Annotated in this window: 26 protein-coding genes; 18 read left to right on the top strand and 8 right to left on the bottom strand. The window is 51.5% G+C overall.

Going from position 1 to position 22605, the window contains the following annotated elements; genetic code table 11:
• Positions 1-719: 719 nt before the first annotated feature.
• A complete protein-coding gene (locus tag ACFPDR_RS06410; protein WP_376910917.1) occupies positions 720-2462 on the top strand; it encodes an ABC-F family ATP-binding cassette domain-containing protein in 1743 nt (580 codons plus the stop codon).
• Positions 2463-2561: 99 nt separating this feature from the next.
• On the opposite strand, the gene ACFPDR_RS06405 is transcribed toward ACFPDR_RS06410, so the two are convergent.
• From ACFPDR_RS06405 to ACFPDR_RS06395, 3 genes are all read right to left on the bottom strand, one after another.
• Positions 2562-3065, bottom strand: a complete 504-nt coding sequence (locus ACFPDR_RS06405; protein WP_251196214.1) for a GNAT family N-acetyltransferase — start codon at positions 3063-3065, stop codon at positions 2562-2564.
• A 33-nt stretch (positions 3066-3098) separates the two neighbouring features.
• A complete protein-coding gene (locus tag ACFPDR_RS06400) occupies positions 3099-3590 on the bottom strand; it encodes a RidA family protein (protein WP_009456291.1) in 492 nt (163 codons plus the stop codon).
• 203 nt (positions 3591-3793) lie between these two features.
• Positions 3794-4411, bottom strand: coding sequence for a LysE/ArgO family amino acid transporter (locus ACFPDR_RS06395; RefSeq protein WP_251196215.1), 618 nt, complete (start codon positions 4409-4411; stop codon positions 3794-3796).
• A gap of 110 nt (positions 4412-4521) precedes the next feature.
• Between ACFPDR_RS06395 and ACFPDR_RS06390 the strand changes: the two genes are divergently transcribed.
• Entirely contained in the window at positions 4522-5421 is a 900-nt protein-coding gene (locus ACFPDR_RS06390; RefSeq protein ID WP_247966652.1) for a LysR family transcriptional regulator ArgP, read from the top strand.
• 112 nt (positions 5422-5533) lie between these two features.
• Here ACFPDR_RS06390 and ACFPDR_RS06385 read toward each other — a convergent pair whose 3' ends face one another.
• Positions 5534-7042, bottom strand: a complete 1509-nt coding sequence (locus tag ACFPDR_RS06385) for a PLP-dependent aminotransferase family protein (RefSeq protein WP_376910916.1) — start codon at positions 7040-7042, stop codon at positions 5534-5536.
• A gap of 105 nt (positions 7043-7147) precedes the next feature.
• Between ACFPDR_RS06385 and ACFPDR_RS06380 the strand changes: the two genes are divergently transcribed.
• Both ACFPDR_RS06380 and ACFPDR_RS06375 read left to right on the top strand, forming a co-directional pair.
• On the top strand, positions 7148-7801 hold the full coding sequence (locus ACFPDR_RS06380; protein WP_226349402.1) for an FMN-binding negative transcriptional regulator: 654 nt from the start codon (positions 7148-7150) through the stop codon (positions 7799-7801).
• 132 nt (positions 7802-7933) lie between these two features.
• A complete protein-coding gene (locus ACFPDR_RS06375) occupies positions 7934-8395 on the top strand; it encodes an Rrf2 family transcriptional regulator (RefSeq protein WP_088452992.1) in 462 nt (153 codons plus the stop codon).
• 56 nt (positions 8396-8451) lie between these two features.
• Here ACFPDR_RS06375 and ACFPDR_RS06370 read toward each other — a convergent pair whose 3' ends face one another.
• The 3 genes from ACFPDR_RS06370 to ACFPDR_RS06360 form a co-directional block, all read right to left on the bottom strand.
• The gene (locus ACFPDR_RS06370; RefSeq protein ID WP_376910915.1) at positions 8452-9147 is read right to left on the bottom strand and encodes a class I SAM-dependent methyltransferase; all 696 of its coding nucleotides are present in this window, start codon (positions 9145-9147) and stop codon (positions 8452-8454) included.
• 93 nt (positions 9148-9240) lie between these two features.
• A complete protein-coding gene (locus ACFPDR_RS06365) occupies positions 9241-10176 on the bottom strand; it encodes an NAD(P)/FAD-dependent oxidoreductase (protein ID WP_376910914.1) in 936 nt (311 codons plus the stop codon).
• 160 nt (positions 10177-10336) lie between these two features.
• Positions 10337-10960: a glutathione S-transferase family protein gene (locus ACFPDR_RS06360; protein ID WP_035272643.1), complete on the bottom strand. Its 624-nt coding sequence runs from the start codon at positions 10958-10960 to the stop codon at positions 10337-10339.
• A gap of 230 nt (positions 10961-11190) precedes the next feature.
• Here ACFPDR_RS06360 and ACFPDR_RS06355 point away from each other — a divergent pair, with 230 nt between their 5' ends.
• Positions 11191-11517, top strand: coding sequence for a plasmid mobilization protein (locus ACFPDR_RS06355; RefSeq protein ID WP_376910912.1), 327 nt, complete (start codon positions 11191-11193; stop codon positions 11515-11517).
• A gap of 172 nt (positions 11518-11689) precedes the next feature.
• On the opposite strand, the gene ACFPDR_RS06350 is transcribed toward ACFPDR_RS06355, so the two are convergent.
• Entirely contained in the window at positions 11690-13384 is a 1695-nt protein-coding gene (locus tag ACFPDR_RS06350; RefSeq protein ID WP_376910910.1) for an SMEK domain-containing protein, read from the bottom strand.
• Between the two features lie 276 nt (positions 13385-13660).
• Between ACFPDR_RS06350 and ACFPDR_RS06345 the strand changes: the two genes are divergently transcribed.
• The 13 genes from ACFPDR_RS06345 (at position 13661) to ACFPDR_RS06285 (ending at position 22592) form a co-directional block, all read left to right on the top strand.
• On the top strand, positions 13661-13888 hold the full coding sequence (locus ACFPDR_RS06345) for a hypothetical protein (protein WP_376910908.1): 228 nt from the start codon (positions 13661-13663) through the stop codon (positions 13886-13888).
• Positions 13889-13907: 19 nt separating this feature from the next.
• A complete protein-coding gene (locus ACFPDR_RS06340; RefSeq protein WP_376910906.1) occupies positions 13908-14243 on the top strand; it encodes an H-NS family nucleoid-associated regulatory protein in 336 nt (111 codons plus the stop codon).
• An 89-nt stretch (positions 14244-14332) separates the two neighbouring features.
• Positions 14333-15010, top strand: coding sequence for a TrbM/KikA/MpfK family conjugal transfer protein (locus ACFPDR_RS06335; protein WP_376910904.1), 678 nt, complete (start codon positions 14333-14335; stop codon positions 15008-15010).
• Positions 15011-15019: 9 nt separating this feature from the next.
• Positions 15020-15682 carry a lytic transglycosylase domain-containing protein gene (locus ACFPDR_RS06330; RefSeq protein ID WP_376910902.1) on the top strand — a complete coding sequence of 221 codons (663 nt, stop codon included), beginning with the start codon at positions 15020-15022 and terminating at the stop codon, positions 15680-15682.
• Positions 15683-15711: 29 nt separating this feature from the next.
• Positions 15712-16110, top strand: a complete 399-nt coding sequence (locus tag ACFPDR_RS06325) for a hypothetical protein (RefSeq protein ID WP_376910900.1) — start codon at positions 15712-15714, stop codon at positions 16108-16110.
• A gap of 236 nt (positions 16111-16346) precedes the next feature.
• Complete coding sequence (locus ACFPDR_RS06320; protein WP_009454265.1) at positions 16347-16670, top strand: hypothetical protein; 324 nt, start codon at positions 16347-16349, stop codon at positions 16668-16670.
• Positions 16671-16673: 3 nt separating this feature from the next.
• Positions 16674-17030 carry a type IV secretion system protein VirB3 gene (locus ACFPDR_RS06315; protein ID WP_376910898.1) on the top strand — a complete coding sequence of 119 codons (357 nt, stop codon included), beginning with the start codon at positions 16674-16676 and terminating at the stop codon, positions 17028-17030.
• Positions 17031-17041: 11 nt separating this feature from the next.
• Positions 17042-19495, top strand: a complete 2454-nt coding sequence (locus ACFPDR_RS06310; protein ID WP_376910897.1) for a VirB4 family type IV secretion/conjugal transfer ATPase — start codon at positions 17042-17044, stop codon at positions 19493-19495.
• Positions 19496-19573: 78 nt separating this feature from the next.
• Complete coding sequence (locus tag ACFPDR_RS06305; protein ID WP_376910895.1) at positions 19574-19936, top strand: hypothetical protein; 363 nt, start codon at positions 19574-19576, stop codon at positions 19934-19936.
• A 98-nt stretch (positions 19937-20034) separates the two neighbouring features.
• Entirely contained in the window at positions 20035-20721 is a 687-nt protein-coding gene (locus ACFPDR_RS06300) for a type IV secretion system protein (RefSeq protein ID WP_376910893.1), read from the top strand.
• A gap of 12 nt (positions 20722-20733) precedes the next feature.
• Positions 20734-21672, top strand: coding sequence for a type IV secretion system protein (locus ACFPDR_RS06295; protein ID WP_376910891.1), 939 nt, complete (start codon positions 20734-20736; stop codon positions 21670-21672).
• A 94-nt stretch (positions 21673-21766) separates the two neighbouring features.
• Positions 21767-21913, top strand: a complete 147-nt coding sequence (locus tag ACFPDR_RS06290) for a conjugal transfer protein (RefSeq protein WP_094197160.1) — start codon at positions 21767-21769, stop codon at positions 21911-21913.
• Positions 21906-22592 carry a virB8 family protein gene (locus ACFPDR_RS06285; RefSeq protein WP_249459640.1) on the top strand — a complete coding sequence of 229 codons (687 nt, stop codon included), beginning with the start codon at positions 21906-21908 and terminating at the stop codon, positions 22590-22592. The genes ACFPDR_RS06290 and ACFPDR_RS06285 overlap by 8 nt, the downstream gene beginning before the upstream one ends.
• The last annotated feature ends 13 nt before the right edge of the window (positions 22593-22605 follow it).

Raw genomic sequence — 22605 nt, 5'->3', positions numbered from 1 at the left:
TCCAGAAAGTGTGTGAGTGCGCGTCGCTGCCCGCGTAAATAGATTATGGATGGCAGCTATTCTTGCACAGCTTTCCTGGGAAAGCAAGGATAGATTATGGTCATACTCTATTTTTAAAATGGTAATAATTCTGCTTTTTTTACTGCGGAACAACCCATCCAGACGCTTGCAAGCAGGTGCCTGAACACCGAAAAACAGTCTAAAAACCAGTTCCTTGCGGCCAGATGAAGGCACAGTAGCCAGTGACACACCCGTCAGGCACCCCCCTGCTACTACAGGGACAATGCATCTTGAATGCTACACACCCCTCCAAAAACCAACGCCTGAGTTTTCTATCGTTCTGCTTCCTGATTACAATCACACTCTTGCGGTTTTGTCGGGACGAACGGTGTTTCATACCCGTCTTTCTTTCCCAGGCACAACCAGTCCTTACCCTGCCCTGAGGCCACAAGCTTGTTGATTCAACAAGTCTTTTGTACCCGCTTCAAGCATGGCTAACCCATTGATTAAGAGGAGATCCTACACCTATGTGCACATTCATTTATGCACTCTTCTTTGGTATAGAGAACGGCTCAAGTTTTCGATTTCGCAGCGCGATAATCTAGACTTGAGCGAAGCATTAACTTACTGAAGGACTTCACTCAGGCCTCAAGAATTATCGTCAGCTTCTATTGACGAGGATGCGCTGTACCCGCGCACCCAAAAAACTTGAGCATGTCATGAGTACTTTACTGTCAGTCCACTCACTCTCTTACGAAACCCTTTCCGGTCCTTTATTCAAAGAAATTGCCTTCACTATCAAGGCCGGAGATCGAGTTGGACTTATAGGCCACAACGGTTGTGGCAAAAGCACCTTAATCAGCCTGCTTTGCGGCGAACTGACGCCCAGGCAAGGCAGTATTTCACTAGCAAACCACTGCATTCTGGCGCGTGTTGAGCAATACCTGCCAGCGGATCTGCACGCCTTGAGTTTGCTGAACGCCGTACTGGCTGCCCTGCCCGCAGAGCAGCACGATACGGGTGCCTGGCGCGCAGAAAGCTTGCTTGGCGAGATGGGCTTTCAGGAACTGGACTGGCATACCCAGGTCAGTGCCTTAAGTGGTGGGCAATACACTCGCCTGCTGCTGGCACGGGCCTTGATTACCCAGCCTGATCTGCTCTTGCTGGACGAACCCAGCAACCATCTGGACTTGCCTTCCCTGCTTTGGCTAGAAGGCTTTCTAAGCAGTTGGCGCGGCACATTTGTGCTGGTCTCTCACGACCAGCGCTTGCTGGATCGCGTGTGCAACAGCACCATTATTTTGCGCGATCGTACGCTGTCTTTTTTCTCTCTACCCTGCTCGGCTGCGCGTGAAGCGTTGCGCAATCGAGATGAGGCGGATTTGCGTCGTTATCAAGGCGAGCAAAAGGAAATTGATCGCATCGAACAAAGCGCAAAACGCTTGGCTATCTGGGGACAGGTCTACGACAACGAGACCTTTTCCCGCAAAGCCCAAAGCATGGAAAAGCGCCTGTCCAAACTGCGCGAAAACCAGACCGATCTGACGGATGGCACACCCTGGACCTTGCAGCTGCATGGCCTGGACATGAAGGCAGATCGCCTACTGGATATTGCAGATATGGTCGTCAGCCCGGCACAGAACCTGCCTGCTCTCTTTCAAGCCCATGGCCTGCAAGTGCGCAGCGGGGATCGCATCGGATTGGTCGGTCGCAATGGTTGCGGTAAATCCTCTTTATTGCGTCAGCTATGGCGCTACTGGCAGGACGAGGCGGACATGGACGGGCTGAAGTTTCACCCGCAATGCCGCATTGGTTATTACGACCAGGACCAACAGCAACTGGATGGTTCCAAGACCTTGCTGCATGCCTTGCAGGACTTTTCGCCCTTGCCGGACGATGTCAGGAAAATGGCGCTGATCAGTGCCGGTTTTCCTTATCTGCGGCATGCACAGAAAGTGGATAGCTTGAGTGGTGGCGAGCGTGCTCGGCTGATGTTTATTGCCCTGTCGCTGGCCAACTATCATCTGCTCTTTCTGGACGAGCCAACCAACCACCTGGACCTGGACGGCAAGGAAGAACTGGCAGAGGAACTATGCGAATTCAAAGGCGGTTTTATCCTGGTCACCCATGACCGGGAGCTGCTGGAGAAAAGCTGCAATCGCTTCTGGCTGGTGGACGAAGGTTCCTTGACGGAAATGCAGGACTTGACGCAGTTGTATGCCGCTCTGATCCAGACAGATCAGCCAGAGAAATCCTCACCCATCCTCAGTCCGGGCCCAGGGAGCACAACAAGGGCTCAATCAACCCCCTCCAGCGACGACACATTGCTGGAGCAACTGATTGAACTGGAAAGCAAACTGGAGGCTGATCTGGCACGCAAGCCCAAGCATCAAAAGCCTGGCTTGCAAGAGGTCTGGCAAGCGGAAATCCACAAGCTGCGCCAAGCCTTGAACCTGGAGTAATCCAGACCTTATGCCTTGACTGCTCAACAGATCCGGCAAGGCATAAAAACAGCCCCTTGTTGTCAGATTCAACAAGGGGCTGTCTGTATCAGCTGGGCTTCAGTCTGCTAAATCCAGCACCAAGGTCTGCGACATCAAGGACGAACCCTCACGCAAAGGCTCGGGCTCTCCGCTGGGCACAAAGCCGTAACTCTCATATAGCCGGACGGCTGCTTCATTCGTCAGGGTCACGCCTAAGCGAACACCGGCTGCTTGCCTGCTTTTTGCCCATTGCACTGCGGTATCCAGCAGAGCAAAACCCGCTCGCAAACCTCGCGCCGACGGCGCCACCCACATCTGATAAATATCGGCCAGAACAGGCTCTGAGGCAGACAACTTGCACCAGACCAGGCCGCAAGCCTGCCCCTCTTTTTCAGCGAACAAGACGCGGTCCGTCTCGGACGCACAAGCAGCTTGAATCCGCTCCTGCCAGAAATGCTCTGGATGTGTGGACTCCACGGCATAGGTACTCCCAAATGCATCGGGACAATCACGCAAGGCGCCAAGACGCAATGCTTGATACGTGCGCCATTCCCGCCCCTGAACCGGACGAATAGAGATCACAACACATCCTTTTCAAGAAAAATCTGGCGGCGATCAAGGCCGTACAGCCGTCACCTCCAGCTCGACCAGCCAGCCTGGGTTCACCAGAGCCTGGACCGCCATGGCTGATCGCACAGGCAGATTTGGCTGCTCCTTGGTTCCAAAGTACTTGGAATAGCCTGCCATGAAGCCGTCAAAATCCAACTTGCCACCCTCCGGAGCAACCAGGAAGGCCTGCATCTTGATAATGTCCCCTACCGACATGCCCATGCCTTCCAGTTGAGCCTTGATCTGCTCCATGATGGACTCGGTTTGCTGCTGCATATTGCCATAGGCTGCCGTGCTGGCTGCATCAGCCGACTTGTCACGCACAGCGGGAACGGTACCGCTCAAGTACACCGTGGTTTTACCGGCAGGCACTTCCACTGCCGTCAGAATCGGGAAATCCGAATTGGGAATAGGATGGCGCTTCACATCCTGCGCCAACGCCGGCGCAGCCAGACTACTGATCAGAGCAGCAGAGGCAAGCATCTTCACGACATTCATAGTTTTCTCCTGATTGAAGGTGTAAAAACCAAGACTTCATTAGGTACAAGCTCTTCCCTAAAGCCTATTTAATTTCAGAAAGCCGCTCTAAAGTTCAGACAGTTATCTTTTGATTCAAAAAAACTGTCTTTCTGTAGTCTGTGCAGCGGGCTGTTATCCAGGCAGCAATCGCATCCACAGAAAATATCTAAGGAGTCCAAGGCTTAATGCAAAGGCCTCAACAGCAATAAAGCACACAAAGCCAGCATGAAAACAGCAATGCTGCCATCCAGTACACGCCAGGCCAACGGCTGACGAAACACAGGTTGCAGCAACCGCGCCCCATAGCCCAAGGCCAGAAACCAGCTGGCACTGGCCGCACAGGCCCCCAAAGCAAATGCCCACTGCAAGTTACCGGGATAAGGCGTGGACAGACTGCCCAACAGCACCATCGTATCCAGATAGACGTGGGGGTTCAAAAAGGTGAACGCCAGACAGGTCAGCAAGATACGACGACGATTGCGCTCGCTCCCCTGCCCGGCCATCAGGCTTCCTTTACCAGTCCAGGCCCGCTGCGCGGCCAGCAGCCCATACCAGGCCAGAAAAGCCGCGCCACCAAAGCGCAGAACTTGCATCAAACCAGGCCATTCCCGTACCAACGTACCAATGCCAGCCACGCCTCCCAGAATCAGGACAATGTCGGCCAGCGCGCAGATTGCCACCACCAGCCCCACATGACTACGCTCCAAGCCCTGCCGCAACACAAAGGCATTTTGAGTGCCGATAGCCATGATCAGGCCCGCCCCCGTCAGAAAGCCAGTTGCAACAACAGAGAAGAACATGCCAGCCATCCACAGAATTGAAAAACTGCGTTATGGTGCTGTCATTTACGGTTTAAGAAAAGCTAATTATTCTTCACTTAATTAAGAATAATTAATCAAACAAGCCAATTATGGATCTGCTGCACCCACAACTACGAGCATTTACGGCCGTCCTGGAAGAAGGCAGTTTTGAAGCAGCCGGGCGCAAGCTGTACATCACCACCTCAGCCATCTCGCAGCGTATCAAAGCGCTGGAGGACAGACTGGGGCAAGTGCTGGTCCTGCGCCAGCCGCCTTGTCGTCCAACACCGGCGGGAGAGTTGCTGCTGCGTCGTGTACGGCCCATGCAGGTTCTGGAAGCCGAGGCCGTCGCAGACTTCCTGCCAGAGCAAAATGGCCCACGACGGCCTATCGCCATTGCGGTCAATAGTGACTCGCTGGACACCTGGTTTCTGGAAGCCTTGTCCCGGCTAAGTCAGGAATATGGCTACCTGTTTGATGTGCGCGTGGATGACCAGGACCACACACTGGAATTGATACGCAATGGCTCCGTGCTGGGCGCGGTCACTGCCGAACCTGCCCCCCTTCAAGGCTGCGAGGTGCAGGCCTTGGGCATCATGCGCTATCAGGCCATTGCTTCTCCCGAGTTTGTGGCCCGCCATTTTGGATTGGGAATAGACGCAGCATCCCTGGCTCAAGCCCCCATGATCGTCTTTAACCGCAAGGACGAATTACAGTGGCGCTTTATACGCCAAATCACGAATGAATCCGTAGCCCCTCCCATCCACTACCTGCCCACCTCCACCGGCTTTGTGAAAGCAGCGGCTTTGGGCCTGGGATGGTGTCTGGCACCCGACTCCATGGTCAGCGATGCCTTGGCCGCCGAAGAGCTGGCTTTAGTCGCCCCCGGCCTGTGGCTGGATGTGCCTTTGTATTGGCAACATGCGGCTATCCGCTCCGACACCTTGCGCAATATGGGTAGAGCCCTTCAAGAAGCGACCAGCACCACATTGCTGCCGGCGCCTTCTTGAACAGCTCTTTGAGGCCCGTACGGGGAAACAATGGATGAAGTTTTCCACTTCAGGAAGATGGCAGAAGTCTGACTCATGCCGGCTCTTGCCACAGACTTGTCGAGAACAGCACTCAGGACTTTCGTTTGGTTCTGGAAGGTCGGGCAAGCTCAGAAATAATGCGCGCCAGCTTCTGCGCCGCTTCCTTCATTTGCTCGGGACTGAATGCGCTCAAACCCAGAATCAGTCCCGAAGGCCCCTGCCCAGCGTGATACATGGGTGAGACGGGACGCACTGCCACGCCTTCCTTCATGGCCCGCTGCGCCACCACCACATCATCAACCGGCGAGGCCAGCCACAAGACGGAATGCATGCCTTGATCGCTTGGCTGCAAGCTGGCCAAGTCACTGGGCAAAACCTCGCGCACAATCTCAAAAAGGTGGTTACGACATTGGGTGTAGATCCCGCGCATACGCCGAATATGGCGCTCCAGATGCCCCTCTGAAATAAAGCTGGCCAAGACATGCTGGTCTGCACTGGGCGGATGCCGATCCAGCAGAACGCGCGCTCCGCAAAAAGCCTGGACCAACTGCGGCGGCACAATCGCATAGCCCAGGCGCAGCGAGGGAAACAACACCTTGCTGAAGGTCCCCAGATAGACCACTCGCTCCGGGTCCAGGCCCTGCAAGGAAGGAAAGGGATGACCACTGTAGCGGAACTCGCTGTCGTAATCATCTTCGACAATCCAGGCGGACCTATCGCGTGCCCAGGCCAACAAGGCATTGCGCCGCGCCATGCTCATGGGCATGCCCAAAGGATATTGATGCGAGGGAGTGACAAAGGCAAGCCGCGCATCTGCTTGCAAACGTATGCCCGCAGCCACATCCAGCCCCTCTTCATCCACAGGTACACGAACCATCCGTTCCGGCGAACCTATCGTATTCAAGATCGCGGTAATACCGGGATAGGCGGGGTTCTCTACCCAGGCAAAATCCTGCCTGCCCATCAACACCAGACAAGCCAGAAACAAGCCCTGCTGTGTACCCGTCGTCACAATGACCTGCTCCGCCTCGCAGCGCACCGAGCGTGACCGGCGCACGTACTCTGCGATAGCCTCTCGTAAAGGCAAGGCGCCTTGAGGGTCCCCATAACCACCCGGCGCGCCCTGACCATGGGCCCGCAAGCGATTCCCCAAGCGTCGCCAGATGGGGCCTGGCGCGGCGGCACCCAAGGGGATCGACACGGCAAACGGGGCAGAGGGCAAAGGCTGAAATTGAGCCGCAACCGTATTGAATGGCTGGGCGGCAAGTGGTGCAGGCTGGGCAGGCAGCGATGCCGTCCTGCGCTTCTTCGGCCTTGTTTCGGGATTGGCCAGCGAGTGAGCGATGTAAGTGCCTACGCCCGGCGAGGACTCCAGAAAACCTTCGGCAATCAGTTGCTCGAAAGCCTCTACGACCGTGCCGCGGGCGACACCCAGGGACGCTGCCAAGGCTCGTGTGGAGGGCAAGGGTTCACCCGGCTTGAGCGCACCGTTTTTTACTGCTTCGCGCAACTTCTGCGCCAACTGACGGCCCAGGCCCCCTGCACTTCGGTCCAGTTCGCCAAGGGAAGGAATCTTTGGATTATGAGCAGTACGAGACATGAATTGTGGTCCATAAAAATAGCGCCAAACTGGTACAGATCAATGATCCAGAATAGACCAATAATAGACACATTGATCCTGAATCCCAAGCCAAGAAAGACAACGATGTATATCCCCGCTCACTTCAATGAATCCCGGCCTGAACCACTGCACGAGCTGATCGCCCAGCATCCCCTGGGCATTCTGGTCGCCCATGGCAAAAGCGGATTAAGCGCGAATCACCTGCCCTTCATGCTGCATCCCCAGGAAGGTGCACAAGGAGTACTGCACTGCCACGTCGCCAGAAACAATCCCGTCTGGCAAGACCTGGAAAACGGCGACGAAGTGATGGTGATATTCCGTGCAGGAGACGCCTACATCTCCCCACAGTGGTTTCCAAGCAAACTGGAAACACACAAGCAAGTCCCGTCCTGGAACTACATCGTGGTACACGCCTATGGGCGAGTAAGAATACGCGATGAAGAACGCTATGTTCGCGGTGCCGTGGCACGTTTGACCCGCATCCACGAAGCCAGCCAGCCCGTGCCCTGGAAGATGACGGATGGCCCCAAGGACTATATCGACGCCATGCTGAAAGCCATTGTCGGAATTGAAATCGAGATCACTCGGCTGATCGGCAAAACCAAGCTGAGCCAGAATAAGGAGGCTCGGGATGTGGAGGCCGCATCAGCAGCATTAATCAGCCAGGGAGATCATTTCATTGGCAGTGCGATGCAGGCGGTGGCAGCAGAAAAACGGGCACAAGAGGCCAAGAAATAAGCAAGGTGACGGCCAACTGCAAAGTACAAACCACCCCGCTCGGACTATCCCCTTATTGCTACTTATAATGTGACATCGTGCACCGGGACACCCTCCCCCCTTCCTTCCCCGGTGCATTACAAGGTCAAGAATATGAGAAGTGATAGTCGGCTCTCCCGCATGCTGCATGTTTTGCTGCACATGGCCAGGCACGATCAGCCATTTACCTCCGAGCAAATCGCCACCATGCTCAGCACCAATCCCGTGGTCGTCCGACGCACCATGGCGGGCTTACGCAAGGCGGGTTACGTGCGCTCCGAAAAAGGCCACGGGGGCGGCTGGACACTAAGCTGTGATCTGCAAGAAGTCACGCTGCTGGACATACACAAGGCGGTTGGGGGACCGCGTATCTTCTTTATCGGCCACGAGAACGAGAACCCAAGCTGCGGTGTCGCCAAAGTGGTTAACGCCGCCTTGGGCGATGTGCTCAAGGAAGCAGAGGCCCTGGTCATGCAAAGGCTGGAAGCCATCCCCCTGGCAGAACTATTGGCCGAGTTTGAGCAGCTCTATAAGGCAGAAATGGCAGAGCTGGACAGGAAAATGGCGGAGCAATAATCCGCAGGCTCTGCTTGGTTCAGGGCAGAATCAATACAAGAGCAAAGGCTGAGCAATTAGGCCTGATCATCCGCATAGGCTACCCAACCCCGGAACGAGAGCCCTGCATAGAACAAGGCTGGTGCGGTGAACCCGGCCTCCCGCAACAAACCCTCTTCCTCCTGCGGGCTTAACAGCGTCAAATGCCGGGCCATATTTGATGCAGAACCTATCGCTTCCACCGTAGTTTCCGTCCCTGTAGCAAAGGCGATGGATCGGGCTAGCCAGTCCTCAGTTGCCCCCTCCTCTGGCCGACAATGATGGGCCACCACAAGCGCCGCCCCCGGTTTCAAGCGTGCGAGCAAGGACTTCAACAGCGACAAGCGCTCTGCTTTTGACAAGAAATGCAGAGTCAGCAGACAAGTAGCACCATCAAACAGCTCCAGCGGTGCATCGTCCACATAGCCTGGTATCAAATCCACTTGCGACCCCAAAGGCCCTAGCACCTGGGCCGCCAGATCCAGCATGGCTTGCGAAGGATCGACTCCCACGAAAGACCAATCCGGGCGGGCTTGCACAAAGGACTTCAACTCCAGCCCGCCACCTGCTGCCAGGACCAGAATCCTGGCATTGCTCGTTACCCGTTCGGAAAGCAGGATCAAGGCCATGCGATGAAGATCATGGAAGCCAGGAATGCGCTGTGGTGTTGTATCGGCATACCGAGCGACCAAGGCAGGATCGCTAAAGGGCTGGACGGAAGTGGGTGTCTTCATTGAAATCCTGAGCGGGTGGTAAGCAATGGCATGGGTACACCCTATGCCATTACTCGGTCTGCGTGGAGTTTGGCGCTGGACATTGCTCTGGCCTCATGCAGCCTTTTCCGAGCTGGCTCCAGCCTGCTCCGCCAAGCCATAAATCAAGGAATGATGTGCCCCACCCGCCGCCATTACCCCCGCAGCGGCAGAGATGGTGGCATTAGCCATGGGACTGGCGGCATCACCGGCCGCAAACACACCCGGCACGGACGTGTGCTGCATGGGGTCCACAGCAATAAAAGACCCCGTAGGGCCCGCTGTCAGCTTGCAACCCAACTGTAGGGCCAGGTCGCTGGCCAGCTCTGTTTTGGGCGCTACAAACAGGCCGGAAATAGCCACGATTCTGCCATCCTGCAAACGCACTGCCTCCAGCCCAGGCTTGCTTCCCAACAGCTCTGCAATCGGTGTCTTTTCGATCTGGACGCCACGCGCTATCAGTTGGACTTCCTGCTCTGCACTCGGTGTAAATGCAGCTTGAGTAAACAACGTGGTCGGCCCCCAATCTGGCACCAGCATGGCTTGATGTATAGCCAGCTCGCTGCTGGCCAACACACCCAACGGCTGCTGGTTCAGCTCAAAGCCATGGCAATAAGGACAATGCAGCACGCTGCTGCCCCAACGCTCCTGCACACCGGGAATATCAGGCAAGCTGTCCTTGACGCCAGTGGCCAGAATCAGGCGACTCGCACGGACTGTCTGGGCGTCCTCGGTCAATAGCTGAAACCCACCCTCAATGGCATGAACCTCCACAGCACGCCCGGCTCGCTGCTCGACCGTCTCGTACTTCGCAAGCTGAAGTTTTGTCGTCGCCATGATGGCCGCCGGAGCCTGCCCGTCTTGCCCCAGAAAACCATGAGAGGCCTGGGCAAAGCGATTCCGGGGCTGTCCCGCGTCCAATAAAAGTGCGCGCCGCCGCGCCCGACCCAATTGAATCGCCGCAGCCTGACCCGCAAAACTGCCACCGACGATGATGATGTCGAAGTCCATAAGTTCACCTTCTCTTTAACGTATCTTTTCATGTTACTTATTAGAGAAAAACAGGTCAACTCATGAAACTATGTTTGTTACGATTTTGATTCGGGAATAGGAAGAAAGGCGTTACGCCATGCCGAACACAACGCAACGCAACGCATATAAAGAATGCCGTTCAGGCAGCGGCCTCGGCTACCGCTTTGCGCACGGCTTCACGCGCCCCTACCCGCTCCAGATAAGCACTTAGCTTGGGAAATTGGCTCATATCGACTGCATCCCCCTCCAGCCAACCACCTACTGTATACAGATAAGCATCAGCTACGCTGAACTGATCGCCCAACACCCAGGGCCCCACAATCAAGGACTCCAGATAAGCCGCACAAACCGTCATGTTCTGCGGCACCTTGGCGCGCATGGCTTCTTCCGCCGCTGGATCATCTGCCCAACGAGAGCCACGGCGCTTATGTGCGTGGGCCACATGCACCGTGGACGCCAGATAGCTATGCAGCTCCTGCATACGGGCGAATCCAAAAGGATCATTCACAGGCGCCAGCTTGGCATCCGGAAAGCTCTGCGCCACAAAAGCCAGCAAAGCCGGAGTTTCCGTCAAAGCCCCCTGCTCTGTCACCAGTGCCGGCACACGCCCCTTGGGATTGACGCGCAGAAACTCCGGGCTTTGCTGTTGATTCGCACCAAAATCCAGCTTGACCACATCAAAGTCAGCCCCTGCTTCATGCAGTGCAATATGAGTTGCAAGCGCGCAGGTCCCTGGCGCGGAATAGAACACCCAACGAGACATGTCGATCTCCTTTTGTCCATAAAACGAAAGGATCATTATGACGCTGAAGCCTTGTTGGGCAAGCAGAAAACAAAAAACCCAACAGCCGTTAAGCTGTTGGGTTTCTTGGGATATCTTGGTGGAGTCGGGGGGAATTGAACCCCCTAACAATCACCAGTTGGCGCGTCTTTCCACGTGACTCCTGTCATGTGCGTGTCATTTCTCACCCTTTTCACTATCAGGAGCAGCCTATGGCAGAACCTCTGTCGGAACTGTTGCGCTTACGCATAACGCCATCGCAACGCCAGCACCTAAACGAAGCAGCGGCCTTGGCCGGGCTATCTTCATCAGAATATGCCCGCCAACTGCTGACCACTTCTCAATCCATGCAATCAGAGCTGGCGTCACTGCGCCATGCTCTAGAGAATCTACTGGATCAACACTCGCCAGCCACTCAAATGGAAACCCTGATGCTGCTGCGGATCTTGGTCCAACCCGAACAAGTCAGCCAAGTACACAAAAGCATGTTAATCATCGGGCAAATCCCAACATATTATGCGGATGTCACTGAGGCTTGAACTTCAGTGGCCCAATTTTGATCACCCCCTACCCAACTGGTGCCAGCAAAGTGTGTGTGAGCCATGTATAGGCTTCAAAACCGACTTACTTTGCTTTTTCGAAGCGGGTAGTCACGCTCGAAAAATTTCAATGATACTCGCTGCTTTCTCAGCAGCAGCAAACACTTTTCTACTACGGCAAGATGTTATCTTTCAACTCTTTCAAGGAAGGCAGCATATCAAGCTCAACATAAAGCTTCTTCGCTTCCAAAAAAAACCTCTTAACCTCTTCGTCTTTTCCCTTTAATTTATTCACAATAGCCATATTTGCATAAATATGAGCACGCAAATTAGGGTATAAATTATTTTCCTTTCTCATCCCTTCTCTAAGTTTTTTCTCTGCCTCATCAATAAAACCCTCTCTAATCATCAGAGAACCCAGATTCAACAGACCAGCTACTTCCGAACGATAATCTTTATTCTCCACAGCAATATCCAATGATTTTTCTAAAAAAACCCTTCCGCTATAATAATCTCTAATTTGAATATATATATTTGATAAATTTCCGTAATGACGCGCCAACTCAGTCTTTTCTTTAAGCAGCTCAGCAATCTCAACCGCCTCATTCAGATTAGATATTGCCTCCCTAAGCAAAAACTCCTCATTATTTTTTTTTGCCTCATGCCTCAGGCGAATTGATATATTCGTAAGAATATTACTCTTTTTTAATCTCAATAAATTTTTTTCATCAATATCCTGCTCCCTAGAAACAAGAATTCCAATTAAATCATATGCCTCATCCAGCAGTTTCTTTGACTCCAAAAAATTAGAAATATTGTTATAGCAGCTTGCAAGATTATTCAGATTATTTACTTTCTCTTTATTATCAATACCACCATTCAGAGCCAATGCCTCTTTAAAACAATCAACCGCCTCCTTCCAGCGAGATCGGTTCTTATAAAGCACACCCAAATTCCCTAAAACATGCACTCTATCCTTGAGGGATAAATCAGCAGAATCAAGACAAGCCTTGAATATATTTTCTGCCTCATTCAATTTCCCAATTTTCATAAGATTAAGCCCACGAATATTTGCATATTTAATATTCCCAGAATTCAGCTCAATCGCTCTCCTATAATGAAGCTCTGCCTCGACTGGATTCACTAAAGAGTAAATTTCCGCCAAGCTATATATTTCATCTGATGCATTATCATATATTTTCTTTGCCCAACAATCTAACTTAGCTTTCGCTTCATCTCTTTTATTTTTTTTTATTAATTCCAAAATTTCTAATTGAACCCCTGAACCTGAAAGGCCTGCATAACGCCCCTCTATTTCAGCCATGATCAGTCTATCTTCATTACCTTCAAAATATGGAAGTTTACTAGATATATGATTCCTCACAACAATCAATACATTTCCCACCATTTCTAAACTTTTAATTGATTTTTTTGCAATCACTACCACATCACTGAAATCAATAATGTCATCATTTTTATTGAAATTCATACCCTTTGGGCTCGAAACAGAATAACTTTTCTGCTTAGGCAAAAGCATAAATAAAATTAATCTATTTATTTTATTATTAAACCCATTTCTTTCAACACAAGAAAAAGTATCTTTTATTTTTTTTATCCCAGTTTCCGCTGTTACCTGCACCCCTATTTTATTCACCTCATCCATTAAATCAATACAAGGGTAATTACTCCTTTTAATATTTAAATTAAATAGCTCCCACCCATTTAGAGCATTCAACAAATCAGCAACCAAACCCTCCGCAGATATATTCACATCCACCAATCCGAGCTTAGCTTTACACCTTATATAACTCTCAAAAACCGAGAGAATAAAAGTTATTTCATCAACCATCTTATCAATTTTTAACATTATTTCACCGCATTAATTTATTATTCTACTCTTCAACAACACCTAATTTACATTACTCAATAAAGATCCACTCCCCTCTCTAAAAAACACCCTCACGACTAACTAATAGACAGCAATCATAAATCCTTATTATCTTTCTGGCCAATATCTTCCGCCAGCCATAATCCATTAATATTATTCAATACAGGACTTCAAAAATAGACCATGCAAATTACGTGAGTCTAAAAAAAAACCAGTTTCCCTGCAACATATTTACTTACAAAAAATGGAGTTCATATGAAACCCGCATCTAAAGAAGGCAAGCAACAATCCAGTGGTCGTGCCTTCATCCTCGGAATAGTAGCAACACTTATTGTTCTTTCTGCCTGGAACTCTATCCCTGAGTCTGGCGGAAGTTGGATCTTGCAAGCGATCGCCTTTCTTGCACACCTATTCATGTGGTTTTTTATGATTGCCGTCATCACCAAGTTTTGCTCGTCACTCTGGAGATGGCTCACTCGTTAACACAACAACAAGGATCATCATGATCAATGACCTCAAGACCGTTTCAGAAATCAACGCAGAAATTTCCCGCCTTCAGCGTAAAGCGGAAGTTATCAAACGCAAGACCCGCCAGAATGTACTTGCTGACATCGTACGAACCATGCGGGACAACGACCTAACCATGGACGAGATTGCACAGGCCTTTCGCCATCCTGGTGTTAAGCCAAATACCTCGCCCACAGTCAAATACAAACACCCAAGCGGTGCAACTTGGTCAGGCAGAGGCCGTACCCCAGGCTGGATGAAAGCAGCTGAAGCCGCAGGTGAGTCGCGTGAACGCTACCTGCTTCCCACCCCGTCCACCAACCCGCAGTAATACAAAAGAAGGGCATCTCCCCTTCCGCCCTCTTCCTTCCAGTCGTTCTGTGGCCCAGCGCCATCGTCTTCTATCCATTTGGAGTAATCATGAAACAGCTCCCCATTTCATTGGGTGCGCTAGCGTTGGCCTGCGCGTCCACCTCTTATGCTCAATCGTCCGAAGTCTTGACTGGACTTCCCGGATTGGCTTGCGAGGCCGTCCTATGCCTGTCCAGCAGCCTGCAACCAGGCGAATGCACCGCCTCTTTCGATCATTACTTTGACATTCGCAAATACGCCAAAGGCATGCTCGACTGGGAAGCCACTGTAGACGCTAGACGTTTTTTCCTAGGTATGTGCCCAGTTGCATCTGAACCCGGCATGTCGGTACGTATGGATGCCATCTCTCGCGGAGCAGGCAAATGCGATCCTGACTATCTCAATGCGACATATGGGCAAGACATCTACCGCTACCGGATGGTGGGCTCTAATTATCTGGGCATACCCGCCATTCGGGACTTGTCCCTTATCAAGACAGTCACCCTTACTAAATTGCCCAATTACTGCGTTGTCTACAACGACCATGAATGGACATACGACTTGAGCATTAAGTACGTCGGTGATCCAAACCGTGGGGGCTATTGGGCTCCAGCCAGAGACTACGTATCAGCCCAATCAAAATGGAATGCTGAACACACTGGTAGTTGGGCCAACAATTGGCACTACTCGTTTGAAGATCCTCGTCGCAATATCGATGACACCGCGGGCACTGGAAACAACCATTGAGAGAGAGCCGTGCTAGCAGAATTCGCACTTTTGGCCGCCACATGTGCGCCCAACATTCATGAAACGACGTTATCGGCCCTGGTACGCCATGAATCAAAGGCCCAGGTATATGCCATTGGCATAAACAAAGGTAAACGACTAGCCGAACAACCAACTGACTACGAACAAGCCGCACAAATTGCGAACGATCTCCTTGATCGTGGCATTGACTTTGATGCGGGTCTTGGTCAGATCAATGTTCGCAACTGGTCTTGGCTTGGATTGACGACAGAAACAGTCTTTGATCCTTGCACAAATCTGAAAGCTGCTCAAACAGTTCTGACGGACTGTTATCGGCGAGCCTTACGACAGTCAGCCGATGAGCAGCAGGCTCTACGCTCTGCCTTGTCTTGCTACAACACCGGCAATTTTGAGCGTGGCTTTAGCAATGGCTATGTTGGGAAAGTTCTAGCGCAAGCTGGAGTGAAAGTACCAGCTCTCAAAGCTATTAAGCATGAGGCTGTAGTCGTCGCGGAAGAATCAAGGCAGCAAAAACCCAGGAAAACGGGAAAACCAGATGGCTTTACCGGAAAGAGAGTCACTGATGGTTTCGTCAATACAGAAAACAAATCGTTGGAAGCACCTATACAAAACGAAGTCACACCAGCGTTCCTAGTACAGCCCTCAGCCTAACCAACTCCAAAACTCCAAAGGATATTTTTATGAAACTGACACCTCTTAGGGCTCCCTTATCTGTCAATAAACAGAACCGCTTCACTCGCAGTCTTCTTGCGGTCATGTCTTTGCTCTGGAGCTCCCTTATCGGCCTGTGCGTTTTTCTGGGCTTGCCCATCCTTGGTTTTATGCTAAGCCGAGGGAGCAGTCATGAAATCAACGACTTGCTTACTGAAGTGAATATTAATTACTTGCTAGACAAACTTATTCAGATGGATTGGGTGAGCTTGGGGATCTTGTACGGCTTTGCCTACGGCCTATTCTCGCTTTTAGTAAAGCATCGTGAGTACTTTGAGCAACTTCGGCAACGTCGTTTGGCCAAGCGGATGGCGGGTCAAGGGGCTGGTGCGGCCCACAGCCTATCGGGCGAGGACACGGCCCCTTGACGCGACCGTAGCAACATACGCTATTTCCGAGGACAGGGGCGAAGAGACAACGTCTCGTAGTTCACTGATCCCGAGGTTACCGTCGGCGAGGGCGGAGAGTTCAGAGAGGCAGCGCCTCTTTGCTTACGGCCGCAAATACCGGCCACCAGTTTTTATCAGCGCCCATTCGGGCAAACACATCCCTTTTCTTAACCAAAATGCCCGGTGTTTTCTGACACCAGGCCAAGGAGCTATGCATGTTTGTTAAGCAATACCTGACCCGTTTAGCGCAAAACCATGTCGTGCGCCATGTTTACCAGTCGGCCATTGTGGCAATGCTGACCACCAACATGGCCTACGCCCAAGCGATTGGGGGCTTGAATAAAGCAAAAACGACACTGGAAGCGCTCCGTGACGCTCTTATCATTATTTTGCCCATCGCCTGCGTGATTGCCGGTCTGGTGATCTGGGTCCTGTACTCCGCTGAGATCATGCGTAAAGAAGATGCCACACGCTGGGCTATTGGCGTTATTGGCGCAGGCTCAGTTATCGAAATCGTGGCGCTGCTCTGGAGAGGTTAAGACATGGCAAACAACTCAGACAACTACGATGATGACGAAACTGAACTAAAGCCATTTCACTATCTCGTGTTCAACGGTTTAGGTAGAAAGCCAACATTCATGGGGGTACCCACCATGGTCTTCCTCGGCACTTTGTCCTCTGTCGCCATCTTGGCCATGTTCGTCGGTCTGTACATGTGGGCCACCTTGATCTTTGTAATCCCATGGCTGGCCTGGATTACAAAATCTGATGACAAAGCCTTCGAGATCTGGGGGTTGGAGCTGAAGACACGACTCAAAAACCGCAATAAAAGTTTTTGGAATGGTTCCAGCTACGCCCCAACCTCATTCTCAGCGCGCCGCCCCTGGCGCCACAAATAAAGGAGTAAGTAATGAACGCGCTGACTTTGAAGGAACGTCCGGTATCACATTACGTACCGTACTCACACCACGTTACTGACGAAATTATTGCGGACAAAGGCAATGAGTACCTGGCGGTCATTAAGGTCAGCGGACGCTCCGCCATGGCCGCCAGCCTGGAAGATCAAAATGACTGGCTTGAAGCGTTACATAACGTCCTTCGTGGTTTGCCACTCGGCAAGCTGGGCTTATATACGCATATCGTCGGTCGCTACGTGACTGAATACCCAAACAGCCAATTCTCACAAGTCTTCGCCCGGCAGTTCGATGACTCCTATCGCGCAACCTTCAATGACAGAAATGCCTTGAAGGTCAACGAACTCTACCTGACCGTCTCTATTCATCCCGTAGCAGATGAATTACTGGGCGTGATGGCATCGCTTGAAAAAGCATCTCCTGAACGTCTAAAAGCATGGCAAACCGAATCCATTGAGGATCTGAAAGGGGCTGTTCGCGCCATTCTTGCTGGGCTGCATCGCTATGACGCTGAAGTCCTGAAAATTGTGGATCGAAATGGGTATGCGTTTAGTGAGCCAGGTGAATTTTTTGGATTCCTGCTCTCTGGTGAATGGCATGCAGTGCCAGTGACGGATGGCTACCTGTGGGACAGCTTGCCGTCTGCGCGACCCGTATTCTCGCGCTATGGCGAACTAGGTGAAATCAGAACCCTTACCAGGAAACGAAAATTTGGCATGCTTGAATTGTTTCGCAAGCCGGGACAAGTACGGCCTGGCCACTTGGACTCTATCTTGTCCAGCCCTTATGAGTATGTCATCACTCAATCTTGGGGCAGCTTCACCAACTCGGCTGCCAAAAAACTCGTCAAAAAGCATAAGAAACTACTTCAAGACTCTAATGATGATGCACCGGGTCAAGTCAAGCAGTTAAAGAAAGTGATCGAAAAGATCGAGACTGGCGACCTTGGGCTGGGTGATCATCACGCAACCATGTTGATCTGGGGAGACGACGGTGATTCACTGCGCCGCTCCATGTCCGATATGAGAGCAAGGTTCGCCGATCGCGGTTTAGTTGTTAAACCACTTGAGAAAGCCCTGGAGGCGGGCTTCTGGTCGCAACTACCAGCGAATTGGAGTTGGCGAACTCGTCCTGTAGCCATCACTAGCGAGAATTTGCTTTGCTTGAACAGCTTCCACAACCAGCTCTCAGGCAAAGCAACAGGCAACCCGTGGGGGCCTGCCGTAACGATGTTTAAGTCAGTTGTAGGTGCCCCCTTCTTCTTCAATTACCACGTCTCACTTGAAGAGGTCGACGAGACTGGCCAACGACGACCCGGCAACACCTTGATCATTGGATACACCGGGACCGGCAAAACAGTGCTGCAAGGTGTATTGCTCACTCAAGCACAGAAGTTTGGTGCAACGGCGCTTATCTTGGACAAAGATGAAGGACTCCATGTACTTGTATTGGCCCTGCGTGGGCAATACTTCACTCTCCGTTTGGGTTTACCGACTGGCTGGCAGCCTTTCCAACTGGACCCGACACCCAAAAACATGGCCTTCATGCGCCAATTGGTGGCGCACCTAGCCGGACTTCGGGGTGAAACGGTCTCTACCAAGGAAGCAAAAGACATTGCGAAAGCAGTGGAAATGCTAATCCTGGAAATTGACAAAGAAGATCGAGGTATCCATACCCTTCTCCAGTATCTGCCTGACTACTACCAGGAAGAAGGACAGCAGCTCACCCTGCATAAGCGCCTCTTGCCATGGAGGCGTGACGGTGAATATGGCTGGGTCTTCGATAACCCGACAGACAGGCTAAATCTGGAAGTGCCTGAAGGACACAATCCCATTTTTGGCTTCGACCTTACTGAAATCCTGGATGACGAGCATGTTCGCGGCGCAGCGACGATGTACATACGACACCGCAGTCAGGCTCTGCATGATGGTCGACGGATAATCAATTTGGTTGATGAGTGCCAACATCCTTTGAAAGACAAACACTACCAGGATGACATGCAGGACGCGGTTAGGACCATCCGTAAAAAGAACGGTGTGCTGGCGTTCTCCACCCAGGAACCAGAGGCCATTGCAGAAAACCCGGTCGGACCTTCGATTATCCAACAGGCCGGAACCCTCATTTTCCTTCCAAACCCACGAGCAAAGCGCGAAACCTACATGAAGGACTTTGGGCTAAGCGCTAGAGAGTTTGAGCTAGTGAAACAACTTGGAGAAAAAAGCCGTCAATTCGTCGTCAAACAGGGTTCCAGCGTCACGGTCGCCGAGTTGGATCTATCTACATGCCCTGAAGCTCTTTTGGTTTTTTCCGGCAGCCCCGACATGGCCACCATTGCTAAACAGGTGATTGCCGAGGTTGGCGATGACCCAGCCACATGGTTGCCCCTTTACGTCAACCGGGCTGAACAAGCTCGTAAAGGTGAAGAAACAGTCGAGCTGACTGGTCATTAACTTAATCGCGTAATTATTAATTTCTTAGCTATTATTGCGAGGTTAATTAAATCCAATATCTATTGAATGGAGCCCAGCATGAATAAACGAAAATTTATATTTATTTCCGGCCTAATTGCAATCAGCCTAATTACTGGCTGCCAAACAAAAGAAGAAAATTTCGCAGGATACTGGCTCCAAAACAGCGACAAACGCCCTGTTTCCATGTACATCAAACCTGACGGCAGTGACTTTCTTGTCAATATCAATCAACTTAATTTCGGTCGATTTTCAAGAGATATTGAAAAAGGGATATACAAAGGAAACGGAATTTTGACAATAGGAGAAAAAAAGCAAGTCAAATACAGTGGTGATAATGATTCATTAAGTGATGTTGATGATGAAACCATCACATTCAAAAGAGTGACAGCGGATCAATACAAAGCAGCCAGCAGTCACTAGACTTAATCCAATCCTCTAGATCCCCCCTTTGATGGCCAGTTTTTACTGGCCATCTCCTTGCGCCGTCCTGGCGTATCCATGTATACCTCGGAGCAATTATGAAAAGCATTTCTGCGCTTGCAGCAGGGCTTTGCCTTGCCTTTTCACTTGTATCACCCAGCTACTCAGCCGGTGGCATTCCTACCTTGGATGTGAACTCAATCCCCCAACTCAACGCCTTGCTGGATCAACTGGAGACGGCGCGTGCTCAGCTCCAACAAGCGCAAGCACAAGTTCAAGCACTAACCCACTCCTCGGGCTTTGGCTACATTCTTGAAAATGCCGATGTTCGGCGAATGATGCGGGAGTCACTACCTAGTGATGCCTCTGCGCTCCTCAATCGCCTGGATGGCCAGAACTCGACGCTTTCAAGCTCTATCAGCGCCATAGCTGAAGACGTCAATGCACCGGTGAACTTCCAACAGGACTCTAAGGCGCTTCGTGAGCGATCTGTACGCATTGCGGCGACAAAAAAGGCCATGTCTGAACAGGCGTACAACGCGATGACGAAACGACTTGAGACGATTGATGGCCTCCAGGCCCAAATCAATCAAACAACTAACCCGAAGGAAATCGCAGAGTTGCAAGCTCGCATTGCGATTGAGCAAGCGAACATTCAGGCAGACCAAACCCGTATTCAACTGGCAGAACAACAGTTTGCTGCCGAATCGGCACTACTGGAGGAGCGCGGCAATGTCGTCTACGGGGGCTGGTTTGGCGGCAGAAACAGACCAGCAACTCCATAACTGGAGATCATTATGGCTTTTGATGCAAACAGAATATCCGAGCCAGCCAACATTGACCGGATTGGCGAGTGGTTGATGAGGCAAGTAGATGTCGTTTTGAATACCGCCATAGCGACACCCATTGAGCAACTAGCCCGGGCCTTGGCTCCGATCATTGTCGTTGGGCTAACCCTGCAATTTTTGTTCTACAACATGGCCATTATGCGTGGCTATGGGAACATGACCGTCACTGAGCTGATGTGGAAAGCAATGCGAGTGGCACTCATTGCGGGAGTCGCAACAGCCGGTGGTTTCTATCAAACCAATATTGTCGATGTCATGATCTCCTTGCCTGACGATGTTGCCGGTATCGTCGCAGGCGGCAATACCTTCTCCGACAGTATCGACACCCTTCGGGCAAGGACCGAATCAGCAGCAGCCACCATGGAAGACTCAGAAACAAACTGGTATCCAAGCAGCAAGAACATCCTGGTCAATATCTATGCAAGCTTCTTAACTGTAGTCACCGCGATAATTAGTGCCTCTGTAGCGGTGCTGATGATTGTCGTCAAAGTTGGTATGGCCTTAGTGGTAGCAGCCGGGCCATTTTTCATAGCCGCATTAGCATTTGAGCGCACAGAACGGCTATTTGACAGTTGGGTGTCACAGGCTCTGAACTTTGTGATCCTGGCATTACTAGGCGCACTGATCATGTCTATTTTGCTAGAGCTAACCCTCTCGTACATAGCCATGCTCATACGGCTACTGACCGAAGGAGACACATCACTTCTTTCATTGATCGCTGGGTACTTTCTCGTGGGGATTGCCACGATTGTCATCATCGTTATGTTGCCTGGCCTTGCCCAAAGTCTTTCCAGCGGCTTTGGTGCCCAATTTGGCCTTGGCAGCGCGGGTCGCGGGGCCATGAATGCCATGCGCGCTGGTAGCTTGATTCGGAAGCTGATTCGCTAATACATCCTTAACTGCGCTACAGCACCACCCATTTCCTCCTCAACTCTTCCATAAAGCCCAACAGTCTACATAGCTGGGCCAGGAGTCATTCCCGATGAAAATACAACTTGCCGCGGTGGCTTTGGCCGCCGTGATGGCTGGTTGCGCCTTTACGCCGCCAGCCCCACCACAACCAGCTGACTCACCACGAGTCCCGGTCAATCTCACGGCCCCTCTGTCCAGCGGAGGTAGCCATGAGTAAAAAGCTCCGAACCATCGATGTCGCTGAAGAGCTGGAAAAGAGCCGGGGGCTGGAACGTGACTTGAAGACCGAACTGATTTCGAGCCGTCGTCGAGCTCATCGACTCAATATTTTTCTTGGCGTTTTGGCATTGGCAGGCGTCGTTGCCGTAGCAGGCTTAACCCCTTTGAAAGAGCCAGCAAAACCGCACATCATCCGTGTCAATGACACAACCGGTGCCATTGAACACATCACCAGCCTGGGCGATACCCCTGAAAGTTATGGTGAACGCATCGACAAGTATTTTCTGAATACCTACGTCCTGAATTGCGAAGGCTATAACTGGTACACCATCCAAGCGCAGTTTGACACCTGCGCTCTGCTTTCTTCACCGCCAATACAGGCCCAATACGGCAAGCGATTTGAGGGTCCTAACGCTCCTACTGAGCGACTTGGCCAGCTTTCAAATCTGGATGTTGAAGTTCACTCGATCACGATGGGCGCCAATCAAACCGCTACGGTTCGATTTAGTACCGCTCAACGGGACGTCAGCTCCGGCCGCAATGAAAAAGAGCGTCACCAGATTGCCACCGTCGCATACGAATACCTCCAGGTGCCCTTAAGCGAATCAGTTGCTCGACGCAACCCTCTCGGCTTTCAAGTTATCCGCTACGACTTAGCCGCAGACCTTTCACGTTAAATCCCCTTGAAGG

Source organism: Alcaligenes sp. GCM10023179, assembly GCF_042653705.1.
GTDB lineage: Bacteria > Pseudomonadota > Gammaproteobacteria > Burkholderiales > Burkholderiaceae_B > Alcaligenes > Alcaligenes phenolicus.
Note: the sequence above shows the minus strand (reverse complement) of the source record. Positions and strands in the feature narration are given on the sequence as shown.

Bases quoted from the DNA above. Each gene is read 5' to 3' on its own strand.
- ACFPDR_RS06410 (WP_376910917.1), top strand. From the start codon at position 720: ATGAGTACTTTACTGTCAGTCCACTCACTCTCTTACGAAACCCTTTCC.
- ACFPDR_RS06400 (WP_009456291.1), bottom strand. From the start codon at position 3,590: ATGAATGTCGTGAAGATGCTTGCCTCTGCTGCTCTGATCAGTAGTCTG.
- ACFPDR_RS06395 (WP_251196215.1), bottom strand. From the start codon at position 4,411: ATGTTCTTCTCTGTTGTTGCAACTGGCTTTCTGACGGGGGCGGGCCTG.
- ACFPDR_RS06390 (WP_247966652.1), top strand. From the start codon at position 4,522: ATGGATCTGCTGCACCCACAACTACGAGCATTTACGGCCGTCCTGGAA.
- ACFPDR_RS06385 (WP_376910916.1), bottom strand. From the start codon at position 7,042: ATGTCTCGTACTGCTCATAATCCAAAGATTCCTTCCCTTGGCGAACTG.
- ACFPDR_RS06380 (WP_226349402.1), top strand. From the start codon at position 7,148: ATGTATATCCCCGCTCACTTCAATGAATCCCGGCCTGAACCACTGCAC.
- ACFPDR_RS06375 (WP_088452992.1), top strand. From the start codon at position 7,934: ATGAGAAGTGATAGTCGGCTCTCCCGCATGCTGCATGTTTTGCTGCAC.
- ACFPDR_RS06370 (WP_376910915.1), bottom strand. From the start codon at position 9,147: ATGAAGACACCCACTTCCGTCCAGCCCTTTAGCGATCCTGCCTTGGTC.
- ACFPDR_RS06365 (WP_376910914.1), bottom strand. From the start codon at position 10,176: ATGGACTTCGACATCATCATCGTCGGTGGCAGTTTTGCGGGTCAGGCT.
- ACFPDR_RS06360 (WP_035272643.1), bottom strand. From the start codon at position 10,960: ATGTCTCGTTGGGTGTTCTATTCCGCGCCAGGGACCTGCGCGCTTGCA.
- ACFPDR_RS06355 (WP_376910912.1), top strand. From the start codon at position 11,191: ATGGCAGAACCTCTGTCGGAACTGTTGCGCTTACGCATAACGCCATCG.
- ACFPDR_RS06350 (WP_376910910.1), bottom strand. From the start codon at position 13,384: ATGTTAAAAATTGATAAGATGGTTGATGAAATAACTTTTATTCTCTCG.
- ACFPDR_RS06345 (WP_376910908.1), top strand. From the start codon at position 13,661: ATGAAACCCGCATCTAAAGAAGGCAAGCAACAATCCAGTGGTCGTGCC.
- ACFPDR_RS06340 (WP_376910906.1), top strand. From the start codon at position 13,908: ATGATCAATGACCTCAAGACCGTTTCAGAAATCAACGCAGAAATTTCC.
- ACFPDR_RS06335 (WP_376910904.1), top strand. From the start codon at position 14,333: ATGAAACAGCTCCCCATTTCATTGGGTGCGCTAGCGTTGGCCTGCGCG.
- ACFPDR_RS06325 (WP_376910900.1), top strand. From the start codon at position 15,712: ATGAAACTGACACCTCTTAGGGCTCCCTTATCTGTCAATAAACAGAAC.
- ACFPDR_RS06320 (WP_009454265.1), top strand. From the start codon at position 16,347: ATGTTTGTTAAGCAATACCTGACCCGTTTAGCGCAAAACCATGTCGTG.
- ACFPDR_RS06315 (WP_376910898.1), top strand. From the start codon at position 16,674: ATGGCAAACAACTCAGACAACTACGATGATGACGAAACTGAACTAAAG.
- ACFPDR_RS06310 (WP_376910897.1), top strand. From the start codon at position 17,042: ATGAACGCGCTGACTTTGAAGGAACGTCCGGTATCACATTACGTACCG.
- ACFPDR_RS06305 (WP_376910895.1), top strand. From the start codon at position 19,574: ATGAATAAACGAAAATTTATATTTATTTCCGGCCTAATTGCAATCAGC.
- ACFPDR_RS06300 (WP_376910893.1), top strand. From the start codon at position 20,035: ATGAAAAGCATTTCTGCGCTTGCAGCAGGGCTTTGCCTTGCCTTTTCA.
- ACFPDR_RS06295 (WP_376910891.1), top strand. From the start codon at position 20,734: ATGGCTTTTGATGCAAACAGAATATCCGAGCCAGCCAACATTGACCGG.
- ACFPDR_RS06290 (WP_094197160.1), top strand. From the start codon at position 21,767: ATGAAAATACAACTTGCCGCGGTGGCTTTGGCCGCCGTGATGGCTGGT.
- ACFPDR_RS06285 (WP_249459640.1), top strand. From the start codon at position 21,906: ATGAGTAAAAAGCTCCGAACCATCGATGTCGCTGAAGAGCTGGAAAAG.